Genomic DNA, 24,063 nt, shown 5'->3' with positions numbered 1-24,063 from the left:
GCTCGCCTCTGCTAGGGGCGCCGCCTTCCAGCATCACTGGAGCCTTTGCGGGAGGTCGCGTGTCATCACGCGGCCGCTTGAACCGCTAAACTGAACCGCCCCGCCTTTCGGGGCAGAAGAGAGTGATCATGGCCAAGAAGATTACCGGCTATATCAAGCTGCAGGTGCCGGCCGGCGCCGCCAACCCGTCCCCGCCGATCGGCCCTGCGCTGGGTCAGCGCGGCGTCAACATCATGGAATTCTGTAAGGCGTTCAACGCGTCGACGCAGGAAATGGAAAAGGGCATGCCGATCCCGACGGTGATCACCGTCTATGCGGATCGCTCCTTCTCCTTCGCCACCAAGACCCCGCCGGCCAGCTTCCTGATCAAGAAGGCCGCTGGCCTGAAGTCGGGTTCGAAGGAGCCGGGCAAGGTCTCCGCGGGCAAGATCAAGCGCAGCCAGCTGAGCGAGATCGCCGAAGCGAAGATGAAGGATCTGAACGCCAACGATATCGAGGCGGCGACCAAGATCATCGAAGGCAGCGCCCGCGCGATGGGCCTCGAAGTGGTGGAGGGCTAAGAACATGGCCAAGCTGACCAAGAAGCAGAAGAGCCAGGCCGACCAGGTCGACCGCGAGAAGCTGTACGGCGTCGACGAGGCGATCAGCCTCGCCAAGACGCTGGCCACCGCCAAGTTCGACGAATCGATCGAAGTCGCGCTGAACCTCGGCGTCGATCCGCGTCACGCGGACCAGATGGTCCGCGGCGTCGTCAACCTGCCCAAGGGCACCGGCAAGACCGTTCGCGTCGCCGTGTTCGCCAAGGGCGGCAAGGCCGACGAAGCGACTGCCGCCGGTGCCGACCGCGTCGGGGCCGAGGATCTGATGGAAGAAATGCAGGCCGGCAAGCTCGACTATGACCGCGTCATCGCGACGCCGGACATGATGGGCGTCGTCGGTCGCCTCGGTAAGGTGCTGGGTCCCAAGGGCCTGATGCCGAACCCGAAGCTCGGCACCGTCACCATGGACGTCACCAAGGCTGTCACCGACGCCAAGGCCGGCCAGATCGAGTTCCGCGTCGAAAAGGCCGGGATCATCCACGCCGGCATCGGCAAGGCGAGCTTCGCCGCCGAAGACCTGCGCGCCAATTATGACGCGTTCGTCGACGCCATCACCAAGGCCAAGCCGGCCGGTGCCAAGGGCAAGTATCTGAAGAAGGCAGCGATCAGCTCCTCGATGGGCCCGGGCATCAAGGTCCAGCTCGAAGAGGGCGTGGCGTAAGCCTCACCAGCTTTATGTGAACCAGCAAGGGTCGCGGCGGAAACGTCGCGGCCCTTTCTCGTTGAGGCTTGCAAGAAGGAGCTTCCACCATGATCGACGATCCCCGCGACCCGACCACCGACACCGCCGCCGAAGCCGCGCTCGATGCCGAAGAAACCGAATTCAGCAACGACCACCCCCTCGCCTCGCCCAACGAACTGGCCGGCGACGCGATGAGCGGGGTCGAGATGGAATTCCTCGCCCGCGACATCGCCGATGCCGAAGGCGCGGCCAGCGGCGCGGCACTGGAGGAAGACGTCGACACCCTGCCGCTCGAAGGCGAATAACGCCTCTCGGCAGCGACGCGTGAGGGGGCTAGGGCGACATCATGTCCGCCCCGGCCCCTTACGACGCGATCATTCTCGGTGCCGGCGGCGCGGGCCTGATGTGCGCCGCCGTCGCCTCGCAACGCGGCCGCCGGGTGCTGGTCCTCGATCACGCCCCCGAACCCGGCCGCAAGATCCTCATCTCGGGCGGCGGCCGCTGCAATTTCACCAATGTCGGAGCGGCGCCCGACCGCTACCTTTCCGCCAATCCGCATTTCGCGCGCTCGGCGCTCGCCCGCTACACCCCGCGCGATTTCCTCGACCTCGTCGAAAAGCATCACATCGCCTGGCACGAAAAGACGCTCGGCCAGCTCTTCTGCGACGGATCGGCGCGGCAGATCGTCGCCATGTTGCTCGCCGAATGCGCGGGCGCGACGGTCCGCTGCGATTGCCCGATCCGCGCGGTCGAGCATGACGGCACCCGCTTCCGGATCAGCGCGGGGGAGAGGGAGGTCGAAGCCCCCGCCCTCGTCATCGCCACCGGCGGCCCCTCGATCCCCAAGCTTGGCGCGACCGGCTTCGCCTACGACCTCGCCAAGCGCTTCGGCCTCAAGCTGGTCGAGCCCCGCCCCGCTCTCGTGCCGCTGACGCTCGGCGGCGACGAAGCGTTGTTCCGCTCGCTGTCCGGCGTCGCCACCCCAGTCGAAGCACGCGCTGGCGGCGCGGCCTTCCGCGAAGCCGCGCTCTTCACCCACAAGGGCATGAGCGGCCCCGCCATCCTCCAGGTGTCGAGCTACTGGCGCCACGGCGAGGCGGTCGCCATCGACTTCCTGCCCGACACTCGGCCCGGCTGGCTGCGCGACGCCAAACGCCAGCGCCCCCGCGCCCGACTCCCCGCCATCCTCGCGGAATCGCTCCCCGCCCGCCTCGCCGACGCGCTGGCCGAGCGCATCGCCCTCCCCGCCGAACTTGGCAACAGCTCCGACAAGGTTCTCGACGCCGCCGAACGCCGCCTTGCCGACTGGACCTTTCGGCCAAGCGGCACCGAAGGCTTCGCCAAGGCCGAAGTCACCGTCGGCGGGATCAGCACCGCCGAATTGTCCCAGAAGACGATGGAAGCCCGCAAGGTGCCCGGCCTCTACGCCATCGGCGAGGCGGTGGACGTGACCGGCTGGCTCGGCGGCTACAATTTCCAATGGGCCTGGGCCTCGGGGGTCGCCGCCGGCCAGGCGCTCTGAACGCGGCGGGCCATGCGACGACCTTCGCCGTCACGCGTTTGTCCTTCAGCTGACAGGAGGAATACCCGATGGAAAACACCAACACCAGCCGCGAGCAGGGCCAGACCACCGGCACCCGCGACGTCACCTACGACCTCACCGCCGTCCTCTATCACGCGCTGCAAGGCGTCGAGAATTGCCGGATCTACATGGGCGACGCGCAGGGCAAGGACGAGCACCGCCAGTTTTTCGAACAAGCCATGCAAGCGCAACGGCAGCTCGCGGAACAGGCCAAGACCCTGCTTCACGACTGCCTGATGCAGGAAGTCCAGGGCGGGTCGCAGGGGGATCGATCCACCAGCGCATTTGGCCAACAGGGCATGAGCGCGGGCGGCGGCAATAGCGGCGGCATGGCGGGCGAGATCGCCTCGACCCAGACGCACGACTACAGCGAAGCGCGCGACGACGGCAGCGCGCAGCGCTTCGCCAGCGGCCAGACCGAAGGCGGCTCGGACCAGTTCGATAGCGCCGGCGATAGCGACCGCCAAGACGTCGGTCGCGACCAACGGCAGGACGGCATGACCACCGGCGACGGCAGTCCCAGCCGCTTCTGATTGCAGTCAATTTCGGCGGCGGAAAGGATCGGCAAGCGCTCTTTTCCGCCGTTTGCCGTCCGGTCGAGGCCGGATGACGGGTTGCCGCCCGATCGACCCCCGCCGCCCCGGCATCGAAGCGGCCGCGCATCGGCGTCGGCCGACGCATACCCCCTTGGATCAGCCCACGGACTTCTCCGTCCGGGCCGATCAAGGGGTTCAACCATGACCAACCGTCGTTCCAGCAGCGGCATCGCCGCGTTGACCATTACCGCTTCCGCCGCGTTGCTCGCGCTCGCGCTGCCCTCCGGCGTTGCCGCAGCCCAGACCAACGTGCTCGACGATATCGAGCTGACCGCGCCCGGCGATCGCATCGTCGAGGAGCGCCGGGTGAATACCAGCGATGTCGATTTCACCAGCGCGTCGGACCTGCGAAAACTCAATTCCCGCATCCTGAGCGCGATCACGGCGGTGTGCGACGAGCCCGGCCTCGGCCGCAACACCATGGCCGAAGGCCGCTGCCGCGACCGGGCCCGCAAATTGTCCAACACCCAGGTCGCCGCGCTCCGCAGCCAGGCCATCGCGCTGGCCGCGGCAGGTCGCACCGCACCGAACCCACGCGACATCGTGGTTGCCGCCCGCTGAGCGTCGACGAGCGGACCGGCAGGAAAAGCCGTTCCGCTCGTCTCTCACCGCTTGACCTGTTGGACCGTTTCCGCTTTCAAGCACGCCATGCTTCGTCCCGCCGCCCTGACCGTCCTTGCCGCCACCTGGTGGTTTAGCGTTCACGGCGGCGTGCCGGTGGAGCGCTAAGGGCCTTTTGCCCAGCTGAAGCGCTCTCCCGCCCGCCCTCACCCGGCGGGTTTTTTCTTGTCCTGCCGGTCCCGCCCTCTCCACCGCCAGGAACCTTTTCATGATCATCGTCCTCAAGCCCGAAGCCCCCGCCTCCTCGGCCGAACGCCTGCTCAAGAAGATCGCAGACGCAGGGCTGAAGCCGCTCCACATGCCTGGTGCCGAGCGGGTCGTGCTCGGTGCACTCGGCGACGAACGCGTGCTCGCCGAACTGGCGCTCGACGGCGATCCGGCGGTGGAAAGCATTAAGCCCATCCTTGCCCCCTACAAGCTCGTCAGCCGAGAGCTGCAGGCCCACGACACATTGGTCGATGTTGGCGGCGTGACCATCGGCGGCGACCGCCTGGCGGTGGTCGCCGGCCCCTGCGCGGTGGAAAGCCCCGACCAGCTGCATGAGACCGCTTCGGCGGTGAAGGCGGCGGGCGCCACCCTGCTTCGCGCCGGCGCCTACAAGCCGCGCACAAGCCCCTATGGTTTCGCCGGCCACGGCACCGAGGGCCTCAAGATCCTGCGCGAAGTCGGCGACGATCTCGGCCTGCCGATCGTCACCGAGGTGATGGACACGGTCGACGTATCCCATGTCGCCGAAGCCGCCGATTGCCTTCAGATCGGCGCCCGCAACATGCAGAATTACGCGCTTCTCCGCGCGGTCGGCGCCGCCGGACGGCCGGTGCTGCTGAAGCGCGGCCTTAGCGCCACCATCCAGGAATGGCTGCTTGCCGCCGAATATCTGCTGGCGGCCGGCAACCCCAACGTCATCCTGTGCGAACGCGGCATCCGCACCTTCGAACCCGCGACCCGCAACACGCTCGACTTGAACGCCGTACCCTATGTGAAGGGCAAGACCCACCTGCCGGTTGTGGTCGACCCCAGCCACGGCACCGGTATTCGCGATCTCGTGCCGCCGATGAGCCTCGCCGCGGTGGCGGCCGGCGCCGACGGGCTGATGATCGAAGTCCACCGCGATCCCGCCAAGGCGTGGAGCGACGGCGCGCAGTCGCTTTATCCCGATCAGTTCCAACAATTGATGGGCGCGATCGGGGCGGTGGCAGGCGCGGTGGGCCGCCAGCTGTGAGGCTCGAAGCGCGGGTGCTCGCCCGCCGCCTGCCCGCGGGGATCGATCCGCTCGCCGCCTATCGTGCCTTGGGCGGGGGGCGGCCGGCGACCGGCCTGTTCGAAGCACCCGACGGCCAGCGCCTGGTCATGGGCCGGGCCTGCGTCCGGGCCGAGGCGCGCGACGGCACCATCGTGCTGGAAGCGCTGAACGCCAATGGCGAGGCGCTGCTCGGCGCCGTTCAATCGCCCGCGATCAGCGAGCGGCGGGCCGACCGCCTGCTGCTCACCTTCGCCCACCCCAAGAGCGAAGATGCGGCCGAACGCCTGCTCGGCCCCCAGCCGCTCCACGCCCTCCGCGCCCTGCTCGACGCCGCCGCCGCACCGCGCGGGGAGCCGTTCGGCGCCGTGCTGCTCGGCGTCGCCGGCTTCGATCTCGCGGCGTGGGGCGAGACGATGCCCGACGGCCCGCCCGCCGACTTTCCCGAGTTCGTCTTCTTCGTGCCCGACACGCTGCTGACCATTGCGCCGGGCGGCGCCGCGCGGCTGCTGTGCACGGCCTTCGGCTCCGACGATCGGCATGTGAACGACGCCGCCCTACGTCTGGAGGAAGGGCTCGCCGCCTTGTCGGCCCCTGACGAACCGGTGACGTCCGCTCCCACGGTCGCGGATCGGCCCGCAAGCTTCGAACCCGATCTCTCCGACGCCGACTTCGCCGCGCTCGTCACGCGCCTCAAGGAGGAGATCGCCGCCGGCGAAGTGTATCAGATCGTCCCCAGCCGCACTTTTACCGGCCCTTGCCCCGACCCGCTCACCGCCTACGCCCGCCTGCGCGAGGCCGAGCCTGCAAGCTATCGCTTCTATCTTGCCGACCGTGACTGGACTCTGCTCGGCGCCAGCCCCGAAACCAGCGTTCGCCTCTCGCCCGGCGGCACCAGCGGACGCACCGTGGAGGTCAAGCCCATCGCCGGCACCCGTCCGCGCGGCGCCAGCCCCGACGCCGACGACCGGATGGAAGCCGAGATGCGGCTCGACGGCAAGGAACTGGCCGAACACATGATGCTGGTCGATCTCGCCCGCAACGACGTCGCCCGCGTCTCGCTGCCCGGCACGCGGCGGGTCGCAAAGCTGCTGACGGTGGAGCGCTTCGCCCGGGTCATGCACCTCGTCTCGTCGGTCACCGGCACGCTGCGCCCCGGTTACGACGCCTTCGACGCGCTCGCCGCCTGCCTCAACGTCGGCACACTGGTCGGCGCCCCCAAGATCCGCGCCACCCAACTGCTACGCGCCGCCGAGGCGAGGCGCCGCGGGCCCTATGGCGGAGCGATCGGCTGGATCGGCGGCGACGGCCGGATGGACACCGCGGTGGTGATCCGCTCGGCCCTCGTGCGCGGCAGCATTGCCGAAGTCCGCGCCGGGGCCGGCGTGGTCCATGACAGCGTGCCGCAGGCCGAGGCCGAGGAAACACGCGCCAAAGCCTCGGCCCTGCTCGGAGTGCTCGGCGCATGAAGCCCGTCCTGCTTATTGACAATCTCGACAGCTTCACCTTCAACCTGGTGGAAAGCCTCGAGCGGATCGGCGCAATCGTGCACGTCCGCCGCAACAGCATCGCCGCCGCCGCCGCGCTGGCCGAGGCCGAGGCGCTCGGCGCTCTCCTGATGATCTCGCCCGGCCCCGGCACCCCGCAATCCTCGGGCTGCTGCCTCGAATTGATCGCACTGGCCAAGGGCCGCGTGCCGCTGATCGGCATCTGTCTCGGCCACCAGGCGATCGTCGCGGAAGCCGGCGGCACCGTCACCCGCGCGCCCGATGCGGTGCACGGCAAGTCGATGCTGCTCGACCATGATGGCGCCGGCCCCTTCGCCGGCATCGCTTCACCGGCCCGGATCGCCCGTTACCACAGCCTCTGCACCCGCGACCTCCCGCCGCGCTTCACGGTTCATGCGGCGGTCGATGGGATGGCGATGGCGTTCAGCGACTTGGCGGCGCTTCAGGCCGGGCTGCAATTCCATCCCGAAAGCATCCTCACCACTCACGGCGACGCGATGCTGGTCAATCTGCTGGAGATGTTCGGCTGAGCGCCGCCCGGGTTGATCGCGCGGCATTTTCTGCTATTGGCGCCCTCGTTCCCGGCTTGCCGGAAACACCGTCCGAGACAGTTGGTGCTCTTTTTCGAGAGCTTAATGTCCAGCCTAGACGGGGAAGAGAGATTTTCGCGGTGCCTATGCCCGCGTTGTCGTGCGGTTTCTCCCGCACGCGCCTCCCAACCCCCGGACACGAGCTCCCGGATGCGTTTTGCATTCGGGTCATGAAGCCGGTCGCCAGCCACTCGTGGCTGATGACCATTTGTTTGGAGTTGGCATGGATCGCAACGAAAAAGCTGATCTGGTTGCCGAACTGAAGCAGGTGTTTGGCGAGACCAGCGTGGTGGTTGTCACCCGCAATCTCGGCCTTTCGGTGGCCCAGTCCACCGACCTTCGCCTGCGGATGCGCGACGCCGGAGCCCAGTTCAAGGTTGCGAAGAACCGCCTCGCCCTGATCGCGCTTGATGGCACCCGCTATCAGCCGATCGGTGAGCTGCTCAAGGGCCCGACGGCCCTCGCTACGTCCATCGACCCCGTCGCGGCCGCAAAGGTCGCGGTGGACTTCGCCAAGACCACCGACAAGTTCGAGGTTCTGGGCGGCGCGATGGGTGATACCGTTCTCGACGTGAACGGCATCAAGGCGCTGGCTGAGCTTCCGAGCCTTGATGAACTCCGCGGCACCCTCATCGGCCTTCTTCAGGCGCCGGCGAGCAAGATTGCCCGGACCATCAACGAGCCGGGCGCAATGCTCGCTCGCGTGTTCGGCGCCTATGCGGCGGCCGAAGCGGCGTAAGGTTCTTCGTTCTTTTTATCGCACGACAATCAGGGGCCGACGCGCCCCGCACAGGAGACTACAATGGCTGACATCAACAACATCGTCGACCAGCTGTCGGCGCTGACCGTTCTCGAAGCTGCCGAGCTCGCCAAGGCGCTCGAAGAGAAGTGGGGCGTTTCGGCCGCCGCTGCCGTCGCCGTCGCCGGCCCGGCCGCTGGCGCTGCCGCTCCGGCCGCTGAAGAGAAGACCGAGTTCGACGTGATCCTCACCGGCGACGGTGGCAAGAAGATCAACGTCATCAAGGAAGTCCGCGCCATCACCGGCCTGGGCCTCGGCGAAGCCAAGGCGCTGGTTGAAGGCGCTCCGAAGGCCCTCAAGGAAGGCATCGGCAAGGACGAAGCCGAAAAGATCAAGAAGCAGATCGAGGAAGCCGGCGGCACCGTCGAGCTCAAGTAAGCTTCTGCTTAAGTTTCGCCGGTGTCTTGAAGCGCCGGTGATCGGGAAGGGCGGCTCCGCAAGGGGTCGCCCTTTTCCGTATCAGCGATCCGTCTTGACGAAGATCGCAGCGTGCTTGTCCTCGGCGAACTTGCGCCAGCCGGGCTCGCGCTCGAGCTTGGGCTTGATGCCGTCGTCAAACTCCACCACCGCCCAACGGATGCGAAAGCGCGCGACGTCCTCGCGAAACTTGACCATGTCCCCGCGATTGATGTCGCGCGAGCGGAAGGTGAAGGCATCGCCATACATGTCGGCGCGCCCGTCGATGTACGGGCGGATGCCGAGCATCACGAGCGGGCCGCCCTGGCTATATTCGTTATAGACCGGCTGGCGGCGGATTTCATCCGGCACGGTTTCGAGCAATGTCAGTGGGTAGCTGCTATGCTCCTTGAACTGATAGGGCACTGCCAGCCGCACCGCGATCAGCACCGCCACCGCCGGCCAGAACCAGGCTGCGCGCGGCAGGGCGCGCCGCTTAGCCGCGGCGGGATTGAGCATCGGCAACACCACCAGCAGGCCGACAATCGCGAACAGCATCTGGTGGCGGGCGTGAAGGATCGCCATCGCCGACAGCCCGACCAGCAACAGCAGCCGGAGCGGCGGCATGCTCCGCCAACGCTTGGCGATCAGCACCGCCAGTCCGGCAAGGCAGGTGTAGAACAAGGCGTCGGCCGGAAAGGTCGAGCGGCGCCATTCGCCGATCACCGACAGCGCTTCCATCCCGCTGACCTGGAAGGGATAGAGGAAGTCGCTCGGCCCGAACGGCGTGACGAGCGCGGCGGCGGCCATCGCGGCGAAGCCGAAGGCGACCCAGCGTGCGAGCAGCCCGCGATCGCGCGGGTTCTCGATCAGCGATTCCAGCGCGAACAAGCCGGCGAGGCCAAAGCCGAAGATGTAGCTGGCATGGAGGTTGGCCCACACCACCATCAGCAGCGCGGCGGCAAGAGGCGGGGCGCTTCGGTCTTCGCGGGCGCGGAGCAGGATCACCGTCCAGGCGGCGAGCAGGGTCCAGGCCAGCATGTGCGGACGGGCGAGTGCGAAGGGGAACAGCACCCCGGCCGCGGCGCCGACCGCCGCCACCGCCCAGCGCGCGGGCAGGAAGCGGAACGCTTGGCGCGCCAATAGCCAGAAAGTGGTCGCCGCCGACAGAGCAAACAGCGCCGCCAGCCCGCCCCACCCCGCCAGCCGGTCGGCGCCGACCATCAGCACTTCGGCCAGCCATTCGTGAGCGGTCCACGCCTTGCCCGGCATGGTATGGCTGAAGGGATCGGCGGTCGGGACCACGCCATTGGCGATGATCCACTTGCCGGCGCCGAGGTGCCAGCCGGTGTCGCCGTCAAGGTAGATCTGCACCGCAAAGGCGATCAGCGCGGCGAGCAGCAACGGCATCGCCGCCTGCAGGGCGCCGGCATGGGCGTCGAGCCCGTCAGGCGCAAAGTGGTCGGTCGGCTCGCTACTCGACGCCGCCGCCTTCCACCCGTTCTCGCTCACCGCGCTCGTCACCCCGGCTTTCTCCCCGTCATTCGGAGAGCAGTGCTAGCGCGAGAGCGTCACCAGATGGTTACCGCCGTCTTCATTTCTTTCCGACCGACCTACTGGGTGTTGGCCGGACCCGTCTTGTCGGGCGGCACCGTGCCGTCCTTGCGGTTCGGCTCCTGCACGGTGTTGGGCCGGGCCTGGACCGGCGGCGGCGCGGTCTGGCCGCGATCGGCGGCGTTCGGCTCGTTCGCGAAGGTCGCCGCCTCGCCGCCGATCGCCAGGGCGTTCTGCGGGTCGACGCCCTGCGCGGTCGCGTTCTCGACCGCCGCGGCGGCGGCCGGGTCCATCTGCTCGGTTGCATTCAGGATGTTCTTGTTCGGATTATTGGCTTCCGAACCGCAGGCGGCAAGGAACACAAAAGCTGGGGACACGAGCAGCAGGCGCATGGAAAGACCCTTCACAGGCAAGGCGGGTTAGCGTTTCAGCCCAATGCCTTTGCCCCGCCTTTGGTTGCTTTCCCCCCTTGCGAAGGGCGCTGCAAAAGCTATATGCAGACCTCATCCGACAAACATACCGGCTCCGCCGCATGGGACTCCCATGCGCCTGGGGCCTTTCCTGCCCTCTCCGGGACAGGGTCCGAACAGCGCGCGGGCCAAACGAAGTGGAGAGATTAGCGGGAGCAGCGCTCCACTTTTTTCACCTCGGCCCATGGGCCGGGGATCAGCGGAAGCGCGGGCGCCTGCCTGCCTTTCGTGTCAAGCGCAGGGACTTCGCATGGCCACCAAGTCGATCGACATTCCGCACAACACGTCTTCGGGGCGCTTCACCAAGCAGCGCCGCATCCGCAAGATCTTCGGCAACATCCACGAGATCAGCGAGATGCCGAACCTCATCGAGGTTCAGCGCGAAAGCTATGAGCAGTTCCTGCGGTCCGATCCGGCGACCGGCTATGTCTCGGGCCTCGAAAAGACCCTGCGTTCGGTGTTCCCGATCCAGGATTTCGCGGGCACCGCGCACCTCGACTTCGACCATTACGTCCTCGAGGACCCCAAGTTCGACACCGATGAGTGCCGCCAGCGCGGGCTGACCTATGCCGCGCCAATGCGCGTGACCCTGCGCCTCACCTCCTTCGAGATCGATCCCGACACCGAGGCCAAGTCGGTGATCGATATCAAGGAGCAGGACGTCTACATGGGCGACATGCCGCTCATGACGGGGAACGGCACCTTCATCGTCAACGGCACCGAGCGCGTCATCGTGTCGCAGATGCACCGTTCGCCGGGCGTCCTGTTCGACCATGACCGCGGCAAGACCCATGCGTCGGGCAAGTATCTGTTCGCCGCGCGCGTTATTCCGTATCGCGGTTCGTGGCTCGACTTCGAATTCGATGCCAAGGACATCGTCAACGTCCGCATCGACCGCAAGCGCAAGCTGCCGGTCACTGCGCTGCTGCACGCGCTGGGCCTGACCTCCGAAGAGATCCTGAACGAATTCTACGGCCGCGTGACCTATCTGCGCGGGCCGAACGGCTGGCAGATCCCCTACGTGCCGGAGAACTGGCGCGGTCAGAAGCCGATGTTCGACATCGTCAACGCCGATACCGGCGAAGTCGCCTTCAAGGCGGCTGAAAAGATCACCCCGCGCCGTGCCAATCAGGCCGGCAAGGAAGGCCTCGCCAACCTGATCATCCCGACCGAGACCATCTTTGGCCGCTTCTCGGCCTACGATCTCATTAATGAATCGACCGGCCAGATCTACGTCGAAGCCGGTGACGAGATCACCCCGGAAAACCTCGAAGCGCTCGATAAGGCGGGTATCGACCGGCTCGAGCTGCTCGACATCGATTACGTCAACACCGGCCCCTGGATCCGCAACACGCTGAAGGCGGACAAGTCCGAGGACGGCGATCATGCGCTTTCCGACATCTACCGCGTCATGCGCCCCGGCGAACCGCCGACGCGTGAAACCGCCGATGCCTTGTTCTACGGCCTGTTCTTCGACCCGGAGCGCTACGACCTGTCGGCCGTCGGCCGCGTCAAGCTCAACATGCGCCTCGGCCTCGACGCCGAGGACACGGTCACCACGCTGCGCCGCGAGGACATCCTGGCCGTCGTCAAGGAGCTGGTGAACCTCAAGGACGGAAAGGGCGAAATCGACGACATCGACAACCTCGCCAACCGCCGCGTCCGCTCGGTGGGCGAATTGCTCGAGAACCAGTATCGCGTCGGCCTCCTTCGCATGGAGCGCGCGGTCAAGGAGCGCATGAGCTCGGTCGACGTCTCGACCGTGATGCCGAACGACCTCATCAACGCCAAGCCGGCGGTGGCCGCGGTGCGCGAGTTCTTCGGCTCCTCGCAGCTGTCGCAGTTCATGGATCAGACCAACCCGCTGTCCGAAGTGACCCACAAGCGGCGCGTCTCGGCCCTCGGGCCGGGCGGTCTGACCCGTGAGCGCGCGGGCTTCGAAGTCCGCGACGTCCACCCGACCCACTATGGCCGCATCTGTCCGATCGAAACGCCGGAAGGCCCGAATATCGGTTTGATCAACAGCCTGGCGAGCTTCAGCCGCGTCAACAAGTACGGCTTCATCGAGACCCCGTACCGCGTCGTGCGCGATCACAAGGTCACCGACGAGGTCGTCTACCTGTCGGCGATGGAAGAGGCCAAGCACACGATCGCGCAGGCCAATGCCGAGATCAACGACGACGGCACTTTCGCCGAAGAGATCATCTCGTCGCGCCGCAACGGTGACTTCCTGATCGCGCCGCGCGACCAGATCACCCTGATGGACGTGAGCCCCAAGCAGCTCGTCTCGGTCGCCGCCTCGCTGATCCCGTTCCTCGAGAACGACGACGCCAACCGCGCGCTGATGGGTTCGAACATGCAGCGTCAGGCTGTTCCCCTGCTGCAGGCGGACGCCCCGCTGGTCGGCACCGGCATGGAAGAAACCGTTGCCCGCGATTCCGGCGCCGCCATCGGTGCGCGCCGGGCAGGCATCGTCGATCAGGTCGATGCGACCCGTATCGTCATCCGCGTTACCAGCGAGCTTCGCCCGGGTGAAAGCGGCGTCGACATCTACAGCCTGATGAAGTTTCAGCGTTCTAACCAGTCGACCTGCATTAACCAGCGTCCGCTGGTGAAGGTCGGCGACGAGGTCGAGGCCGGCGAGATCATCGCCGACGGTCCGTCGACCCAGTTCGGTGAGTTGGCGCTCGGCCGCAACGTGCTCGTCGCGTTCATGCCGTGGAATGGCTACAACTACGAAGACTCGATCCTGATCTCCGAACGGATCGTGAAGGACGACATCTTCACCTCGATCCATATCGAGGAATTCGAGGTCATGGCCCGCGACACCAAGCTCGGGCCGGAAGACATCACCCGCGACATTCCCAACGTCGGCGAGGAAGCGCTTCGCAACCTCGACGAAGCGGGCATCGTCTACATCGGCGCCGAGGTCGAGCCGGGCGACATCCTGTGCGGCAAGATCACCCCCAAGGGCGAAAGCCCGATGACGCCGGAAGAGAAGCTCCTCCGCGCCATCTTCGGTGAAAAGGCCTCGGACGTCCGCGACACCTCGCTCCGCCTGCCGCCGGGCGTTGCCGGGACCGTGGTCGACGTGCGCGTCTTCAACCGTCACGGCATCGACATCGACGACCGTACCCGCGCCATCCAGGCCGAGGACAAGGATCGCCTCAAGGGCGACGCCGAATCCGAACGCCGGATCCTCAACCGCGCGACCTTCGCGCGTCTGCAGGAAATGCTGGTCGGGCAGGTCGCCACCGCGGCGCCCAAGACGATCAAGAAGGGCGCGACGCTCGACGTCGAGATGCTCGAAGCGACCGACAAGCACGATTGGTGGAAGATCGCCGTCAAGGACGATTCCCGCCAGGCCGACATCGAGGCGCTGAAGGGCCAGTACGACGAGTCCGAAGCGGCCATCCGCCGCAAGCTCGAGGATCGCATCGGCAAGGTCGAAGCGGGCGACGAGCTGGCGCCGGGCGTGCTCAAGATGGTCAAGGTCTTCGTTGCCGTGAAGCGCAAGCTTCAGCCGGGCGACAAGATGGCAGGCCGTCACGGCAACAAGGGCGTCATCAGCCGCATCCTGCCGATCGAGGACATGCCGTTCCTCGAGGACGGGACGCATGCCGACATCGTCTTGAACCCGCTGGGCGTGCCGAGCCGCATGAACGTCGGGCAGATCTTCGAAACCCACCTTGGCTGGGCCGCTCGCGGCCTCGGCAAGCAGATCGGAGACATGCTCGAAGAGATGCACCACCGTGGTTCGGACTACGTCGGCAAGGATGCCGCCGCGATCCGCGACAAGCTCAAGAGCCTCTACGGGTCGCAGTATGACGGCGACATCGACGCGCGCAGCGACGAGAGCGTCTTCGACCTCGCCCGCAACCTCGTCGGCGGTCTGCCGATGGGAACGCCGGTGTTCGACGGCGCGCGCGAGCCGGACGTGTCGGCGGCGCTGACCCAGGCCGGTCTCGACACCTCGGGCCAGTCGACGCTGTACGACGGGCGCACCGGTGAGCCGTTCGACCGCAAGGTCACGATGGGCATCATCTACATGCTCAAGCTGCACCACCTCGTGGACGACAAGATCCACGCCCGTTCGATCGGGCCGTACAGCCTCGTCACCCAGCAGCCGCTGGGCGGTAAGGCGCAGTTCGGCGGCCAGCGCTTCGGTGAGATGGAGGTCTGGGCGCTCCAGGCCTACGGCGCCGCCTACACGCTGCAGGAAATGCTGACGGTGAAGTCGGACGACGTGATCGGCCGGACCAAGGTCTACGAATCGATCGTCAAGGGCGACGACAGCTTCGAGAGCGGCATTCCGGAAAGCTTCAACGTGCTGGTCAAGGAAATGCGCTCGCTCGGCCTCAACGTCGAACTCGACAGCGTCGACAATTCGGACGAGCCGCCGGCGCTCGCGGCGGAGTGAGGGCTAGCGCCCTCCTCCTTCGCCACAAGAATATGACCTCGAGGCCCGCTAGGGCTCAGGAGTAGAATATGAACGAGCTGACCAACTTCGCGAACCCGGTGGCCAAGCCGGAGACCTTCGACCAGATCAAGATCGGCATCGCGTCCCCGGACAAGATCCGTTCGTGGTCGTTCGGCGAGATCAAGAAGCCGGAAACCATCAACTATCGCACGTTCAAGCCCGAGCGTGACGGCCTGTTCTGCGCGCGCATTTTCGGTCCGATCAAGGACTACGAATGCCTGTGCGGCAAGTACAAGCGGATGAAGTACAAGGGCATCGTCTGCGAAAAGTGCGGTGTCGAAGTCACTGTCTCGAAGGTCCGCCGCGAGCGCATGGGCCACATCGAGCTGGCCGCGCCGGTTGCGCACATCTGGTTCCTGAAGTCGCTGCCGAGCCGCATCGGCCTGCTCCTCGACATGCAATTGAAGCAGCTCGAGCGGATCCTGTATTTCGAGAGCTATGTCGTGATCGAGCCGGGCCTGACCCCGCTCGAAAAGTATCAGCTGCTGACCGAAGACGAGCTGCTGAGCGCGCAGGACGAGCACGGCGAAGACGCCTTCTCGGCCGGCATCGGCGCCGAAGCGGTCAAGATCATGCTGATGGACCTGGACCTCGAGGGTGAAAAGAAGACCCTGCTCGAGGAGCTTGCGGTCACCAAGTCCGAGCTCAAGCCCAAGAAGATCATCAAGCGTTTGAAGGTCGTCGAGAGCTTCCTTGAATCGGGCAACCGCCCCGAGTGGATGATCCTCGACGTCGTTCCGGTCATCCCGCCCGAACTGCGCCCGCTGGTGCCGCTCGACGGCGGCCGCTTCGCGACCTCGGATCTCAACGATCTGTATCGCCGCGTCATCAACCGCAACAACCGCCTGAAGCGCCTGATCGAGCTGCGCGCGCCGGACATCATCGTCCGCAACGAAAAGCGCATGCTTCAGGAAGCGGTCGACGCGCTGTTCGACAACGGCCGCCGCGGCCGCACCATCACTGGTGCCAACAAGCGTCCGCTGAAGTCGCTCAGCGACATGCTCAAGGGCAAGCAGGGCCGCTTCCGCCAGAACCTGCTCGGCAAGCGCGTCGACTATTCGGGCCGTTCGGTCATCGTGACCGGTCCGGAATTGAAGCTCCACCAGTGCGGTCTTCCCAAGAAGATGGCGCTCGAGCTGTTCAAGCCGTTCATCTACTCGCGCCTCGACGCCAAGGGTCTGTCGATGACCCTGAAGCAGGCCAAGAAGTGGGTCGAAAAGGAGCGCAAGGAAGTCTGGGACATCCTGGATGAAGTCATCCGCGAGCACCCGGTCCTCCTGAACCGCGCCCCGACGCTCCACCGCCTCGGCATCCAGGCGTTCGAGCCGGTCCTGATCGAGGGCAAGGCGATCCAGCTTCACCCGCTGGTCTGCGCCGCGTTCAACGCCGACTTCGACGGCGACCAGATGGCGGTCCACGTGCCGCTCAGCCTGGAAGCGCAGCTCGAGGCCCGCGTGCTCATGATGAGCACCAACAACATCCTCTCGCCCGCTAACGGCAAGCCGATCATCGTTCCGTCGCAGGACATGGTGCTGGGTCTCTATTACCTTTCGATCGAGAAGGACGGAGAGCCGGGCCAGGGTTCGCTGCTCGCCGACATGACCGAGGTCCACCAGGCCCTCGCCGCCGGCGTCGTGACCCTGCACACCAAGATCGTCAGCCGCGTCCCGCAGACGGACGAGGACGGCAAGCAGTACATGAAGCGCTTCGAGACGACCCCGGGACGCATGCTGCTCGGCGAAACGCTTCCGAAGAGCCACAAGGTGCCGTTCGAAACCGTCAACCGCCTTCTCACCAAGAAGGACATCGGCGACGTGATCGACGAGGTCTATCGTCACACCGGCCAGAAGGACACCGTCCTGTTCGCCGACGCGATCATGGGTCTTGGCTTCCGCCACGCGTTCAAGGCCGGCATCAGCTTCGGCAAGGACGACATGGTCATTCCGCAGGCGAAGGATCCTCTGGTCGAGGAAACCCGCGCGCTGGTGAAGGACTATGAGCAGCAGTATCAGGACGGCCTGATCACCCAGCAGGAAAAGTACAACAAGGTGATCGACGCCTGGTCGCGTTGCGGTGACCGCGTGGCGCAGGAGATGATGAAGGAAATCTCCGCCACACCGAAGGGTGACGACGGCCGCGAGCGTCCGGTGAACTCCATCTACATGATGGCCCACTCCGGTGCCCGTGGTTCGCAGGCTCAGATCAAACAGCTCGCCGGTATGCGCGGCCTCATGGCCAAGCCGTCGGGCGAGATCATCGAGACCCCGATCATCTCGAACTTCAAGGAAGGCCTGACCGTCCTTGAATACTTCAACTCGACCCACGGCGCCCGCAAGGGCCTGGCCGACACGGCGCTCAAGACGGCGAACTCGGGTTACCTGACCCGCCGCCTCGTCGACGTGTCGCAGGACGCCGTGATCATCGAGGAGGATTGCGGCACGGACCAGGCGCTCGAAATGCGCGCCATCGTCCAGGGCGGTTCGGTTATCGCATCGCTTGGCGATCGCGTGCTGGGCCGTACCACCGCCGAGGACGTGGTCGATCCCAAGACGGGCGAGACCATCATCGAGGAAGGCATCCTGCTCGACGAGGCGATGGTCGCCAAGCTTGAGGCCGCCAACCTCCAGGGTCTTAAGATCCGCTCGCCGCTGGTTTGCGCCAGCCGGCAGGGCGTGTGCGGCAAGTGCTACGGGCGTGACCTTGCCCGCGGTACCCCGGTCAACATCGGTGAAGCGGTCGGCGTCATCGCCGCCCAGTCGATCGGTGAGCCGGGCACGCAGCTGACGATGCGGACCTTCCACATCGGCGGTGCGGCGCAGCTCAACGAGCAGTCGAACCTCGAAGCGCCGGTCGACGGCACCATCGAGCTTCGTGACATGCCGACGATCACCGACCCGCGCGGCCGGCACATCTCGCTGTCGCGCTCGGGCGAAATCGCGATCCTCGACATGGATGGCCGCGAGCTTTCGACCCACCGCATCCCGTACGGCGCTCACCTGCTGTGCGAGGGCGGTCACATCGTCACCAAGGGCGAGCGCATCGCCGAGTGGGATCCGAGCTTCAGCCCGGTGATCACCGAAAAGGCGGGCACGATCCGGTTCCAAGACCTGATCGAGAACCGCACGATGACCGAACAGACCGACGAAGCGACCGGCATCAGCCAGCGCGTCGTCACCGAGGACATGGCCAAGTCGAAGAAGGAAGATCTTCGTCCGCGCCTGACCCTGATGGGCGACAATGCGCAGGAAGCGGGCGTGTATCGTCTCGCGGCCGGTGCGATCGTCGCGGTCGAGGACGGGGCCACCGTGGAAGCCGGCGAAGTGCTCGCCCGCATGCCGCGTGAAGCCGCCAAGACCCGCGACATCACCGGTGGTCTGCCGCGCGTCGCCGAGCTGTTCGAGGCCCGTACGCCCAAGGACAAGGCGATCATCGCCCGCGTCTCGGGCCGGGTGCAGTTCCTCAAGGACTACAAGGCCAAGCGCAAGATCGCGATCGTCCCCGACGACGGCAGCGATCCGCACGAGGAGCTGGTCCCCAAGAGCCGCGTCATCGATGTGCAGGAAGGCGATTACGTCAAGCGGGGCGACAACCTCGTCGGCGGTTCGCCCGATCCGCACGACATCCTCGAAGCGCTCGGCGTCGTCGCCCTGGCCGAATATCTCGTCACCGAGATCCAGGAAGTCTATCGACTGCAGGGCGTGAAGATCAACGACAAGCACATCGAGGTGATCGTTCGCCAGATGCTGCAAAAGGTCGAGATCACCGACGACGGCGACACCACCCTGCTCAAGGGTGAGCAGGTCGATCGCGAGGAGATGGACGAGATCAACTCCAAGCTCGGCAAGGGGGAGCGTCCGGCCTCGGGCAAGCCGATCCTCCTCGGGATCACCAAGGCGTCGCTCCAGACCCGGTCGTTCATCTCGGCGGCTTCCTTCCAGGAAACCACCCGGGTGCTCACCGAAGCCTCGGTCCAGGGCAAGATCGATACGCTGAACGGTCTCAAGGAGAACGTCATCGTTGGTCGCCTCATCCCCGCCGGCACCGGCGCGGGCATGAACCGCATGCGGGTTGCCGCGTCGAGTCGCGATGCCTCGCTCCGTGCGGCGCAGCGCAAGCTCGCCGAAGCGCTGGTCGCGCCGAACAGCGCTGCGGAACTGCGTGCGGCCGAGAATGCCCAGTCGACCCGCGATGCCTCGGCTTCGGGTCCCGATCCGCTGGGTGAAGTCGTCACCAGCGGCACCGGCACCGACGCCGATGCGGGTGACTATCTGCAGGACTAAGAGCTAATCGTCCTCCTCGCCGCTTCCGGACGGCGGGGAGGGCGTTTCCCTGCCCTCGAATAATCAAACAAAGAAAAACCCCGCCGGCTCATCACCGGCGGGGTTTCTCATTTCTGCCCTGGACGGCTGCTTAGCAGCGCTGTCCGTTGATCGTGTTCTCGGTGCAATTCGCAGCCGAATTCAAATCGTTGGCCGCCCCACGAACGGTGTTGCAGGCAGACGTGAGAGCCAGCGCCCCACCAATCAGGGCCAGGGTGACGAACTTGCGCATGGGTCTACTCCGTTGATGAAACCGGAATGACCCATGCCCCAGATCAAATTGCGTTGTCGACCGAGTTGGCGGCCGAATTCACGTCAGCAGCCGCACCGCGAACGGTGTTGCACGCTGCGATGCTCATCGAACCGGCGATCAGGGCCAGGGTCATTACCTTGCGAATCATGATGATCTCTCCTTGCTTGCGGCTGAACGAACGCCGCAAGCGCGAGCCGGGTCCATGACGGAGGCGTAATTTTTTTAGGTGACCGGGTTCGCTTGACCGAAGGCTCGCCGGCGAGGCAAGCGATGGCCGGCGCGGACGTGGCGGAATGGTAGACGCAGCCGACTTAAAATCGGCTTTCGGGAACGAAGTGCGGGTTCAAGTCCCGCCGTCCGCACCACTCTCCAGAGAGCGGTTGTGACAATTAGACCGAAATGGAGCAAAAAATTTACAGGTTCTGTTGCACATCGCCGACATGCTCGGTTCTGTAACAGTTCAACCGTTTCGCCGACGACCCCGTGGCCCGGCCAGAACCGAGTGGCCCGTCATCGCCTTGCTGCTGTGCGCGGTGGGTGCATTTATCTGGAACGGCAGCAGCCTGCTCCACTTCGTCGCCAGTGACCGTGCCAGCGGACTTGATCCAAGCGTCCAGGTCGCCGCCGCCGCCCTCGTCCTCAATGTCGCGCTGATCCTGTTCGGCTATCGCCGCTATGCCGACCTGCAGCAGGAAGCTGCCCTGCGCGCCGAAGGCGAACGCAACGCCGCGGTGCAGGCCGCGACCGACAGCATCACCGGCCTCGCCAACCGCAAGGGCTTCGCCGAGGGTGTCGACACCCTGTGCGAAGGCGCCGTCGATGCCGACCATTGCCTGGTCATCATCTCGCTCCAGATGCAGCGCTTCAAACGGATCAACGACCGCTTCGGCTTCGACATGGGCGATGCCCTCTTGAAGCGCATCGGCGAAGCGATGAGTGCCCACGTCCCCGACGGCGCCGTCACCGCGCGCCTGTCGGGCGACGAATTCGCAATCGCCCTCGCGGTTCACAAGGCCGATCTCCCGTCGGCCGAAGGGCTGGCCGAAGCACTGCTGCGCGACGTCAGCCGCACCTACGACATCGCCGGCACGTACGTGCAGGTTGGCGCCATTTCGGGCATCGCCAGCGCTCCGCCCGGCGTTGCCTGCCGCGCCCCCGACATCTTGCGCCGCGCCGACATCGCCCTCGACCATGCCCGCAGCGCGCGCGCCGCGCGCCCGACTTGGTTCGACAGCAGCATGGAGCGAGCGCTTATCGAACGCAGCGAACTCGAACAGGCGATCCGCGTCGGCATCGAGCATCGCCAGTTCATTCCTTATTTCGAGCCACAGGTGAACCTAGCCACCGGCGCGCTCAGCGGGTTCGAAGTCCTCGCCCGCTGGCAGCATCCCAACCGCGGCGTTCTCAGCCCCGAAATCTTCATTCCGGTTGCCGAGGAAATGGGGGTGATCGGCCCCTTGAGCGAACTCGTCGCCGCACAGGCGATGGAAGCGGCGCGCGAGTGGGAAGGCGACTTCAGCCTGTCGATCAACGTCTCGCCGGTCCAGTTGAACGACCTGTGGCTGGCGCAGCGGCTAGTCCGGCTGATCACCGAGCACGGTTTTCCGGCCGACCGCCTGATCGTCGAGATCACCGAAAGCTCGCTGTTCGCCGACGTCGACCTTGCTCGCAATCTCGTGGTCAGCCTCAAGAACCAGGGAGTCCGCCTCGCCCTGGACGACTTCGGCACAGGCTTTTCCAGCCTGTCGCACCTGCGCATGCTGCCGCTCGACATGATCAAGATCGACCGCAGCTTCATGGCCACCGTCCACGTCGACCGTGAAAGCGCCGCCATCGTCAAGGCGGTGACCACGCTTGCCCAGGCGCTGTCGATCCCGGTGACCGCCGAAGGGCTCGAGGATGCGGCGACCTACGACAAGGCCGCCGCGCTCGGCGCGCATACGGGCCAGGGCTGGTTCGTCAGCAAGCCGATGGACGCCGACGCCGTCACCGATCTTCTCCACCGCCGTGCCGCCGCCGCCGAAACGGCGCTGCGGCAGGTCGGCTAAGCCCGCTCTACCGCCTCATATTGTCCCGATATTAGACGCCGGAAACCGGTTGGCCGCGACCTCCGTTTGAGCATGGTAAAAACCACGTTAAGGTATTTGCCATGCGTCGTGTCCGGGCCGTTGCCCTGCCTATGTCCGTCCGCCTCGGCGGTCCGCATCCCCTGCACTTCGGCGTCGGTCGGCGCTGGTTGCAGCAGCTCTCGCGCACCGTGCCGACGGGGCTCAGCCCCGACGCGCGGCTGTTCGCGACGGCCTATGCCGCCGGCTTCTTCGCCGTCAGTCTGTTCATCTTTTAAACGGCGCTCAGGGGCACCCGGCCGCCAGGCAGGCCTGGTGCAATTTGCGGCCGAGCCATGCAGACACCACCGTCCCCGCCGCCACCAGCAGCAGCGTCTCCTGCACCGACACGCCAAGGCGCACGGCCAGGAACAGCAGCACGGTCGCACCGACCATCGCGCCTGAATTCACGATATTGTTGGCCGCCACCGTCCGCGCTGTTTCCGACTTCGGCACGCTGGTGGTGAGATAGGCGTAGAGCGGCACCACGAACATGCCGCCAAAGGTCGCCACTCCGAACAAGCTCGCGACCACCGGCCAGCCCGACGGCTCGGCAAGGAAGGTGCGGATGCCGACCAGCTCGGCGAACGGGGTCCAGGTCCGGCTAAGCAGGTACAGCCCCAGAACGCACAGTCCCATCAGCAGCGCCGACACCGGCGCGAAGCGGGCCGACACCTCTCCCTTCAGCAGCCGGTTGATGATCAGGGATCCGGTCGCCACCCCGACCGAGAAGATGGCGAGGAACAAGGTCGCGACGCTCTGGTCGCCCCCGAATACGTTCTTCACCAGCGGTGGGAATTGCGCCGCCAGCACCGCCCCCATCGCCCAGAAAAAGCTGATCGCCAGGATCGCGACGAACAACCGCGGGACGTGCATCGTCGCTTTGACGAGATGGATCGACGCGCGGAGGATGTGCCAGTCGAGCTTTGCCTGCGGCAGATCGGGATCGTTGATCGTTCCCTTATCTTCGGTCGACGGCGGGGCGGGCGGGACGAACTGACCGGCGATGCGCCCGGCGATCGCGACCAGCAGCACGGCGCCCGCAGCATATTCGGCATGATAGCGCCCGTCCGGATCCTGCACGACCAGCAGGCCGCCAAGGATCGTTCCGGCGAGAATGGCGATATAGGTCCCCGCCTCCACCAGCCCGGTTCCGCCCAGCACCTCGTCGCCCTCCAGATGCTGCGGCAGAATGGCGTATTTGATAGGCCCGAAAAAGGTCGAGTGAATGCCCATCGCGGTCAGCGCGACCAGCATCAGCGGCACGTTCAGCAACAGCAGGCCCGCCGCGCCGAACAGCATGATCCCGATCTCGGCGGTCTTCACCGCGCGAATGATCCGCGTCTTGTCGATCGCGTCCGCCAACTGCCCAGCCAGCGCCGAAAGCAGGAAGAAGGGCAAAATGAACAGCCCGCCGGCCAGCGCCGAAAAGGCCGCTTCCTGTTCCGCCGATTTATAGATGCCGTAGATCACCAGCATCACCATCGCGGTGCGGAACAGGTTATCATTGAAGGCACCGAGGAACTGGGTGACGAATAGCGGCACGAAGCGCCGGGTCTTCAGCAGGTGCGTGACATTCTGGATCAAGCTTGAAGCGCCTCGCGCAGCCTTTGGTTCTTCAACGGCTTAGCGGCGGATGGGCGCGCCGCCAACAAGGCCCTTTGGCGTTCGGCCACTCCTGCCCTAAGACGGGCGGGAACGATGCTTTCGCTGCCCAACCTCCTCACTCTGTCGCGGATCTTCGCGGTGCCGATCCTGGTCGCCCTGCTGTGGACGCCGCGGCCGTTCGACTATCTCGTCACCTTTGTCCTCTACTGCTTGGTCGGCATCACCGATTATTTCGACGGCTATCTGGCCCGGGCACAAGGCCAGATCAGCCGCCTCGGCCAATTCCTCGATCCGATCGCCGACAAGATCATGGTCGCCGCGGTAATCCTGATGCTGGTCTCCAGCCGCCAGCCCGACGCGATGCCGATCATCCACGGCATCCATCTCATTCCCGCGGGCGTGATCCTGCTGCGCGAGATCATCGTTTCGGGCCTGCGCGAATTCCTGGCTCCGCTGCATGTCTCGATGCCGGTCAGCAAGCTCGCCAAATGGAAGACCACTTTCCAGCTGGTCGCGCTGGGCGCATTGATCCTCGCGGGCGCGACACCGGACGTCTGGTGGGTCCACGCCACCGGCCTCGTCAGCCTGTGGGCGGCGGCGATCCTGACCGGGATCACCGGCTGGGATTATCTGCGCATCGGCCTCAAGCACATGGATTGAA

21 protein-coding genes and 1 tRNA gene are annotated in these 24,063 nt (G+C 65.8%); 17 read left to right on the top strand and 5 right to left on the bottom strand.

Annotated elements, in window-relative coordinates:
- Window positions 1-128: 128 nt before the first annotated feature.
- From rplK to rplL, 11 genes are all read left to right on the top strand, one after another.
- Window positions 129-560 (top strand): 50S ribosomal protein L11, encoded by a 432-nt coding sequence (gene rplK, locus V6R86_RS06185; protein ID WP_338502930.1) that lies wholly within the window; start codon window positions 129-131, stop codon window positions 558-560.
- Window positions 561-564: 4 nt separating this feature from the next.
- Entirely contained in the window at window positions 565-1,260 is a 696-nt protein-coding gene (gene rplA / locus V6R86_RS06180) for a 50S ribosomal protein L1 (protein WP_338502929.1), read from the top strand.
- Window positions 1,261-1,349: 89 nt separating this feature from the next.
- Entirely contained in the window at window positions 1,350-1,586 is a 237-nt protein-coding gene (locus tag V6R86_RS06175; protein ID WP_338502928.1) for a hypothetical protein, read from the top strand.
- Window positions 1,587-1,627: 41 nt separating this feature from the next.
- The gene (locus V6R86_RS06170; protein ID WP_338502927.1) at window positions 1,628-2,803 is read left to right on the top strand and encodes an NAD(P)/FAD-dependent oxidoreductase; all 1,176 of its coding nucleotides are present in this window, start codon (window positions 1,628-1,630) and stop codon (window positions 2,801-2,803) included.
- Between the two features lie 68 nt (window positions 2,804-2,871).
- Window positions 2,872-3,396, top strand: a complete 525-nt coding sequence (locus V6R86_RS06165; RefSeq protein ID WP_338502926.1) for a hypothetical protein — start codon at window positions 2,872-2,874, stop codon at window positions 3,394-3,396.
- A 204-nt stretch (window positions 3,397-3,600) separates the two neighbouring features.
- Window positions 3,601-4,020 (top strand): UrcA family protein, encoded by a 420-nt coding sequence (locus V6R86_RS06160; RefSeq protein WP_338502924.1) that lies wholly within the window; start codon window positions 3,601-3,603, stop codon window positions 4,018-4,020.
- A gap of 268 nt (window positions 4,021-4,288) precedes the next feature.
- Complete coding sequence (gene aroF, locus V6R86_RS06155) at window positions 4,289-5,302, top strand: 3-deoxy-7-phosphoheptulonate synthase (RefSeq protein WP_338502922.1); 1,014 nt, start codon at window positions 4,289-4,291, stop codon at window positions 5,300-5,302.
- The gene (locus V6R86_RS06150; RefSeq protein WP_338502920.1) at window positions 5,299-6,789 is read left to right on the top strand and encodes a chorismate-binding protein; all 1,491 of its coding nucleotides are present in this window, start codon (window positions 5,299-5,301) and stop codon (window positions 6,787-6,789) included. The genes aroF and V6R86_RS06150 overlap by 4 nt, the downstream gene beginning before the upstream one ends.
- Window positions 6,786-7,358, top strand: a complete 573-nt coding sequence (locus tag V6R86_RS06145; RefSeq protein WP_338502918.1) for an anthranilate synthase component II — start codon at window positions 6,786-6,788, stop codon at window positions 7,356-7,358. The genes V6R86_RS06150 and V6R86_RS06145 overlap by 4 nt, the downstream gene beginning before the upstream one ends.
- 283 nt (window positions 7,359-7,641) lie before the next feature.
- On the top strand, window positions 7,642-8,157 hold the full coding sequence (gene rplJ / locus V6R86_RS06140) for a 50S ribosomal protein L10 (protein WP_338502916.1): 516 nt from the start codon (window positions 7,642-7,644) through the stop codon (window positions 8,155-8,157).
- 63 nt (window positions 8,158-8,220) lie between these two features.
- Window positions 8,221-8,595, top strand: coding sequence for a 50S ribosomal protein L7/L12 (gene rplL / locus V6R86_RS06135; protein WP_314443085.1), 375 nt, complete (start codon window positions 8,221-8,223; stop codon window positions 8,593-8,595).
- 81 nt (window positions 8,596-8,676) lie between these two features.
- Here rplL and V6R86_RS06130 read toward each other — a convergent pair whose 3' ends face one another.
- Both V6R86_RS06130 and V6R86_RS06125 read right to left on the bottom strand, forming a co-directional pair.
- On the bottom strand, window positions 8,677-10,137 hold the full coding sequence (locus V6R86_RS06130; protein WP_338502909.1) for a hypothetical protein: 1,461 nt from the start codon (window positions 10,135-10,137) through the stop codon (window positions 8,677-8,679).
- Window positions 10,138-10,226: 89 nt separating this feature from the next.
- Window positions 10,227-10,559, bottom strand: coding sequence for a hypothetical protein (locus V6R86_RS06125; RefSeq protein ID WP_338502907.1), 333 nt, complete (start codon window positions 10,557-10,559; stop codon window positions 10,227-10,229).
- A 328-nt stretch (window positions 10,560-10,887) separates the two neighbouring features.
- Between V6R86_RS06125 and rpoB the strand changes: the two genes are divergently transcribed.
- Both rpoB and rpoC read left to right on the top strand, forming a co-directional pair.
- The gene (gene rpoB / locus V6R86_RS06120; protein WP_338502905.1) at window positions 10,888-15,057 is read left to right on the top strand and encodes a DNA-directed RNA polymerase subunit beta; all 4,170 of its coding nucleotides are present in this window, start codon (window positions 10,888-10,890) and stop codon (window positions 15,055-15,057) included.
- A 68-nt stretch (window positions 15,058-15,125) separates the two neighbouring features.
- On the top strand, window positions 15,126-19,397 hold the full coding sequence (rpoC, locus tag V6R86_RS06115; RefSeq protein ID WP_338502903.1) for a DNA-directed RNA polymerase subunit beta': 4,272 nt from the start codon (window positions 15,126-15,128) through the stop codon (window positions 19,395-19,397).
- A gap of 130 nt (window positions 19,398-19,527) precedes the next feature.
- Here the strand turns inward: rpoC and V6R86_RS06110 are convergent, their stop codons facing one another.
- The gene (locus V6R86_RS06110; protein ID WP_338502901.1) at window positions 19,528-19,668 is read right to left on the bottom strand and encodes an entericidin EcnA/B family protein; all 141 of its coding nucleotides are present in this window, start codon (window positions 19,666-19,668) and stop codon (window positions 19,528-19,530) included.
- Window positions 19,669-19,711: 43 nt separating this feature from the next.
- Entirely contained in the window at window positions 19,712-19,837 is a 126-nt protein-coding gene (locus tag V6R86_RS06105) for an entericidin EcnA/B family protein (protein WP_338502900.1), read from the bottom strand.
- Window positions 19,838-19,968: 131 nt separating this feature from the next.
- On the opposite strand from V6R86_RS06105, the gene V6R86_RS06100 reads away from it, so the two are divergent.
- From V6R86_RS06100 to V6R86_RS06090, 3 genes are all read left to right on the top strand, one after another.
- Window positions 19,969-20,054 (top strand) — tRNA-Leu (locus V6R86_RS06100).
- 168 nt (window positions 20,055-20,222) lie between these two features.
- Window positions 20,223-21,737: a bifunctional diguanylate cyclase/phosphodiesterase gene (locus V6R86_RS06095; RefSeq protein ID WP_338502898.1), complete on the top strand. Its 1,515-nt coding sequence runs from the start codon at window positions 20,223-20,225 to the stop codon at window positions 21,735-21,737.
- A gap of 131 nt (window positions 21,738-21,868) precedes the next feature.
- Entirely contained in the window at window positions 21,869-22,033 is a 165-nt protein-coding gene (locus tag V6R86_RS06090; protein WP_338502896.1) for a hypothetical protein, read from the top strand.
- Between the two features lie 7 nt (window positions 22,034-22,040).
- On the opposite strand, the gene V6R86_RS06085 is transcribed toward V6R86_RS06090, so the two are convergent.
- Window positions 22,041-23,378 (bottom strand): MFS transporter, encoded by a 1,338-nt coding sequence (locus tag V6R86_RS06085; protein WP_338505427.1) that lies wholly within the window; start codon window positions 23,376-23,378, stop codon window positions 22,041-22,043.
- Window positions 23,379-23,495: 117 nt separating this feature from the next.
- Here V6R86_RS06085 and pgsA point away from each other — a divergent pair, with 117 nt between their 5' ends.
- Window positions 23,496-24,062, top strand: a complete 567-nt coding sequence (gene pgsA, locus V6R86_RS06080) for a CDP-diacylglycerol--glycerol-3-phosphate 3-phosphatidyltransferase (RefSeq protein ID WP_338502894.1) — start codon at window positions 23,496-23,498, stop codon at window positions 24,060-24,062.
- The last annotated feature ends 1 nt before the right edge of the window (window position 24,063 follow it).

This window comes from Sphingomonas kaistensis, from assembly GCF_036884275.1.
Lineage (GTDB): Bacteria > Pseudomonadota > Alphaproteobacteria > Sphingomonadales > Sphingomonadaceae > Sphingomicrobium > Sphingomicrobium kaistense_A.
Note: the sequence above shows the minus strand (reverse complement) of the source record. Positions and strands in the feature narration are given on the sequence as shown.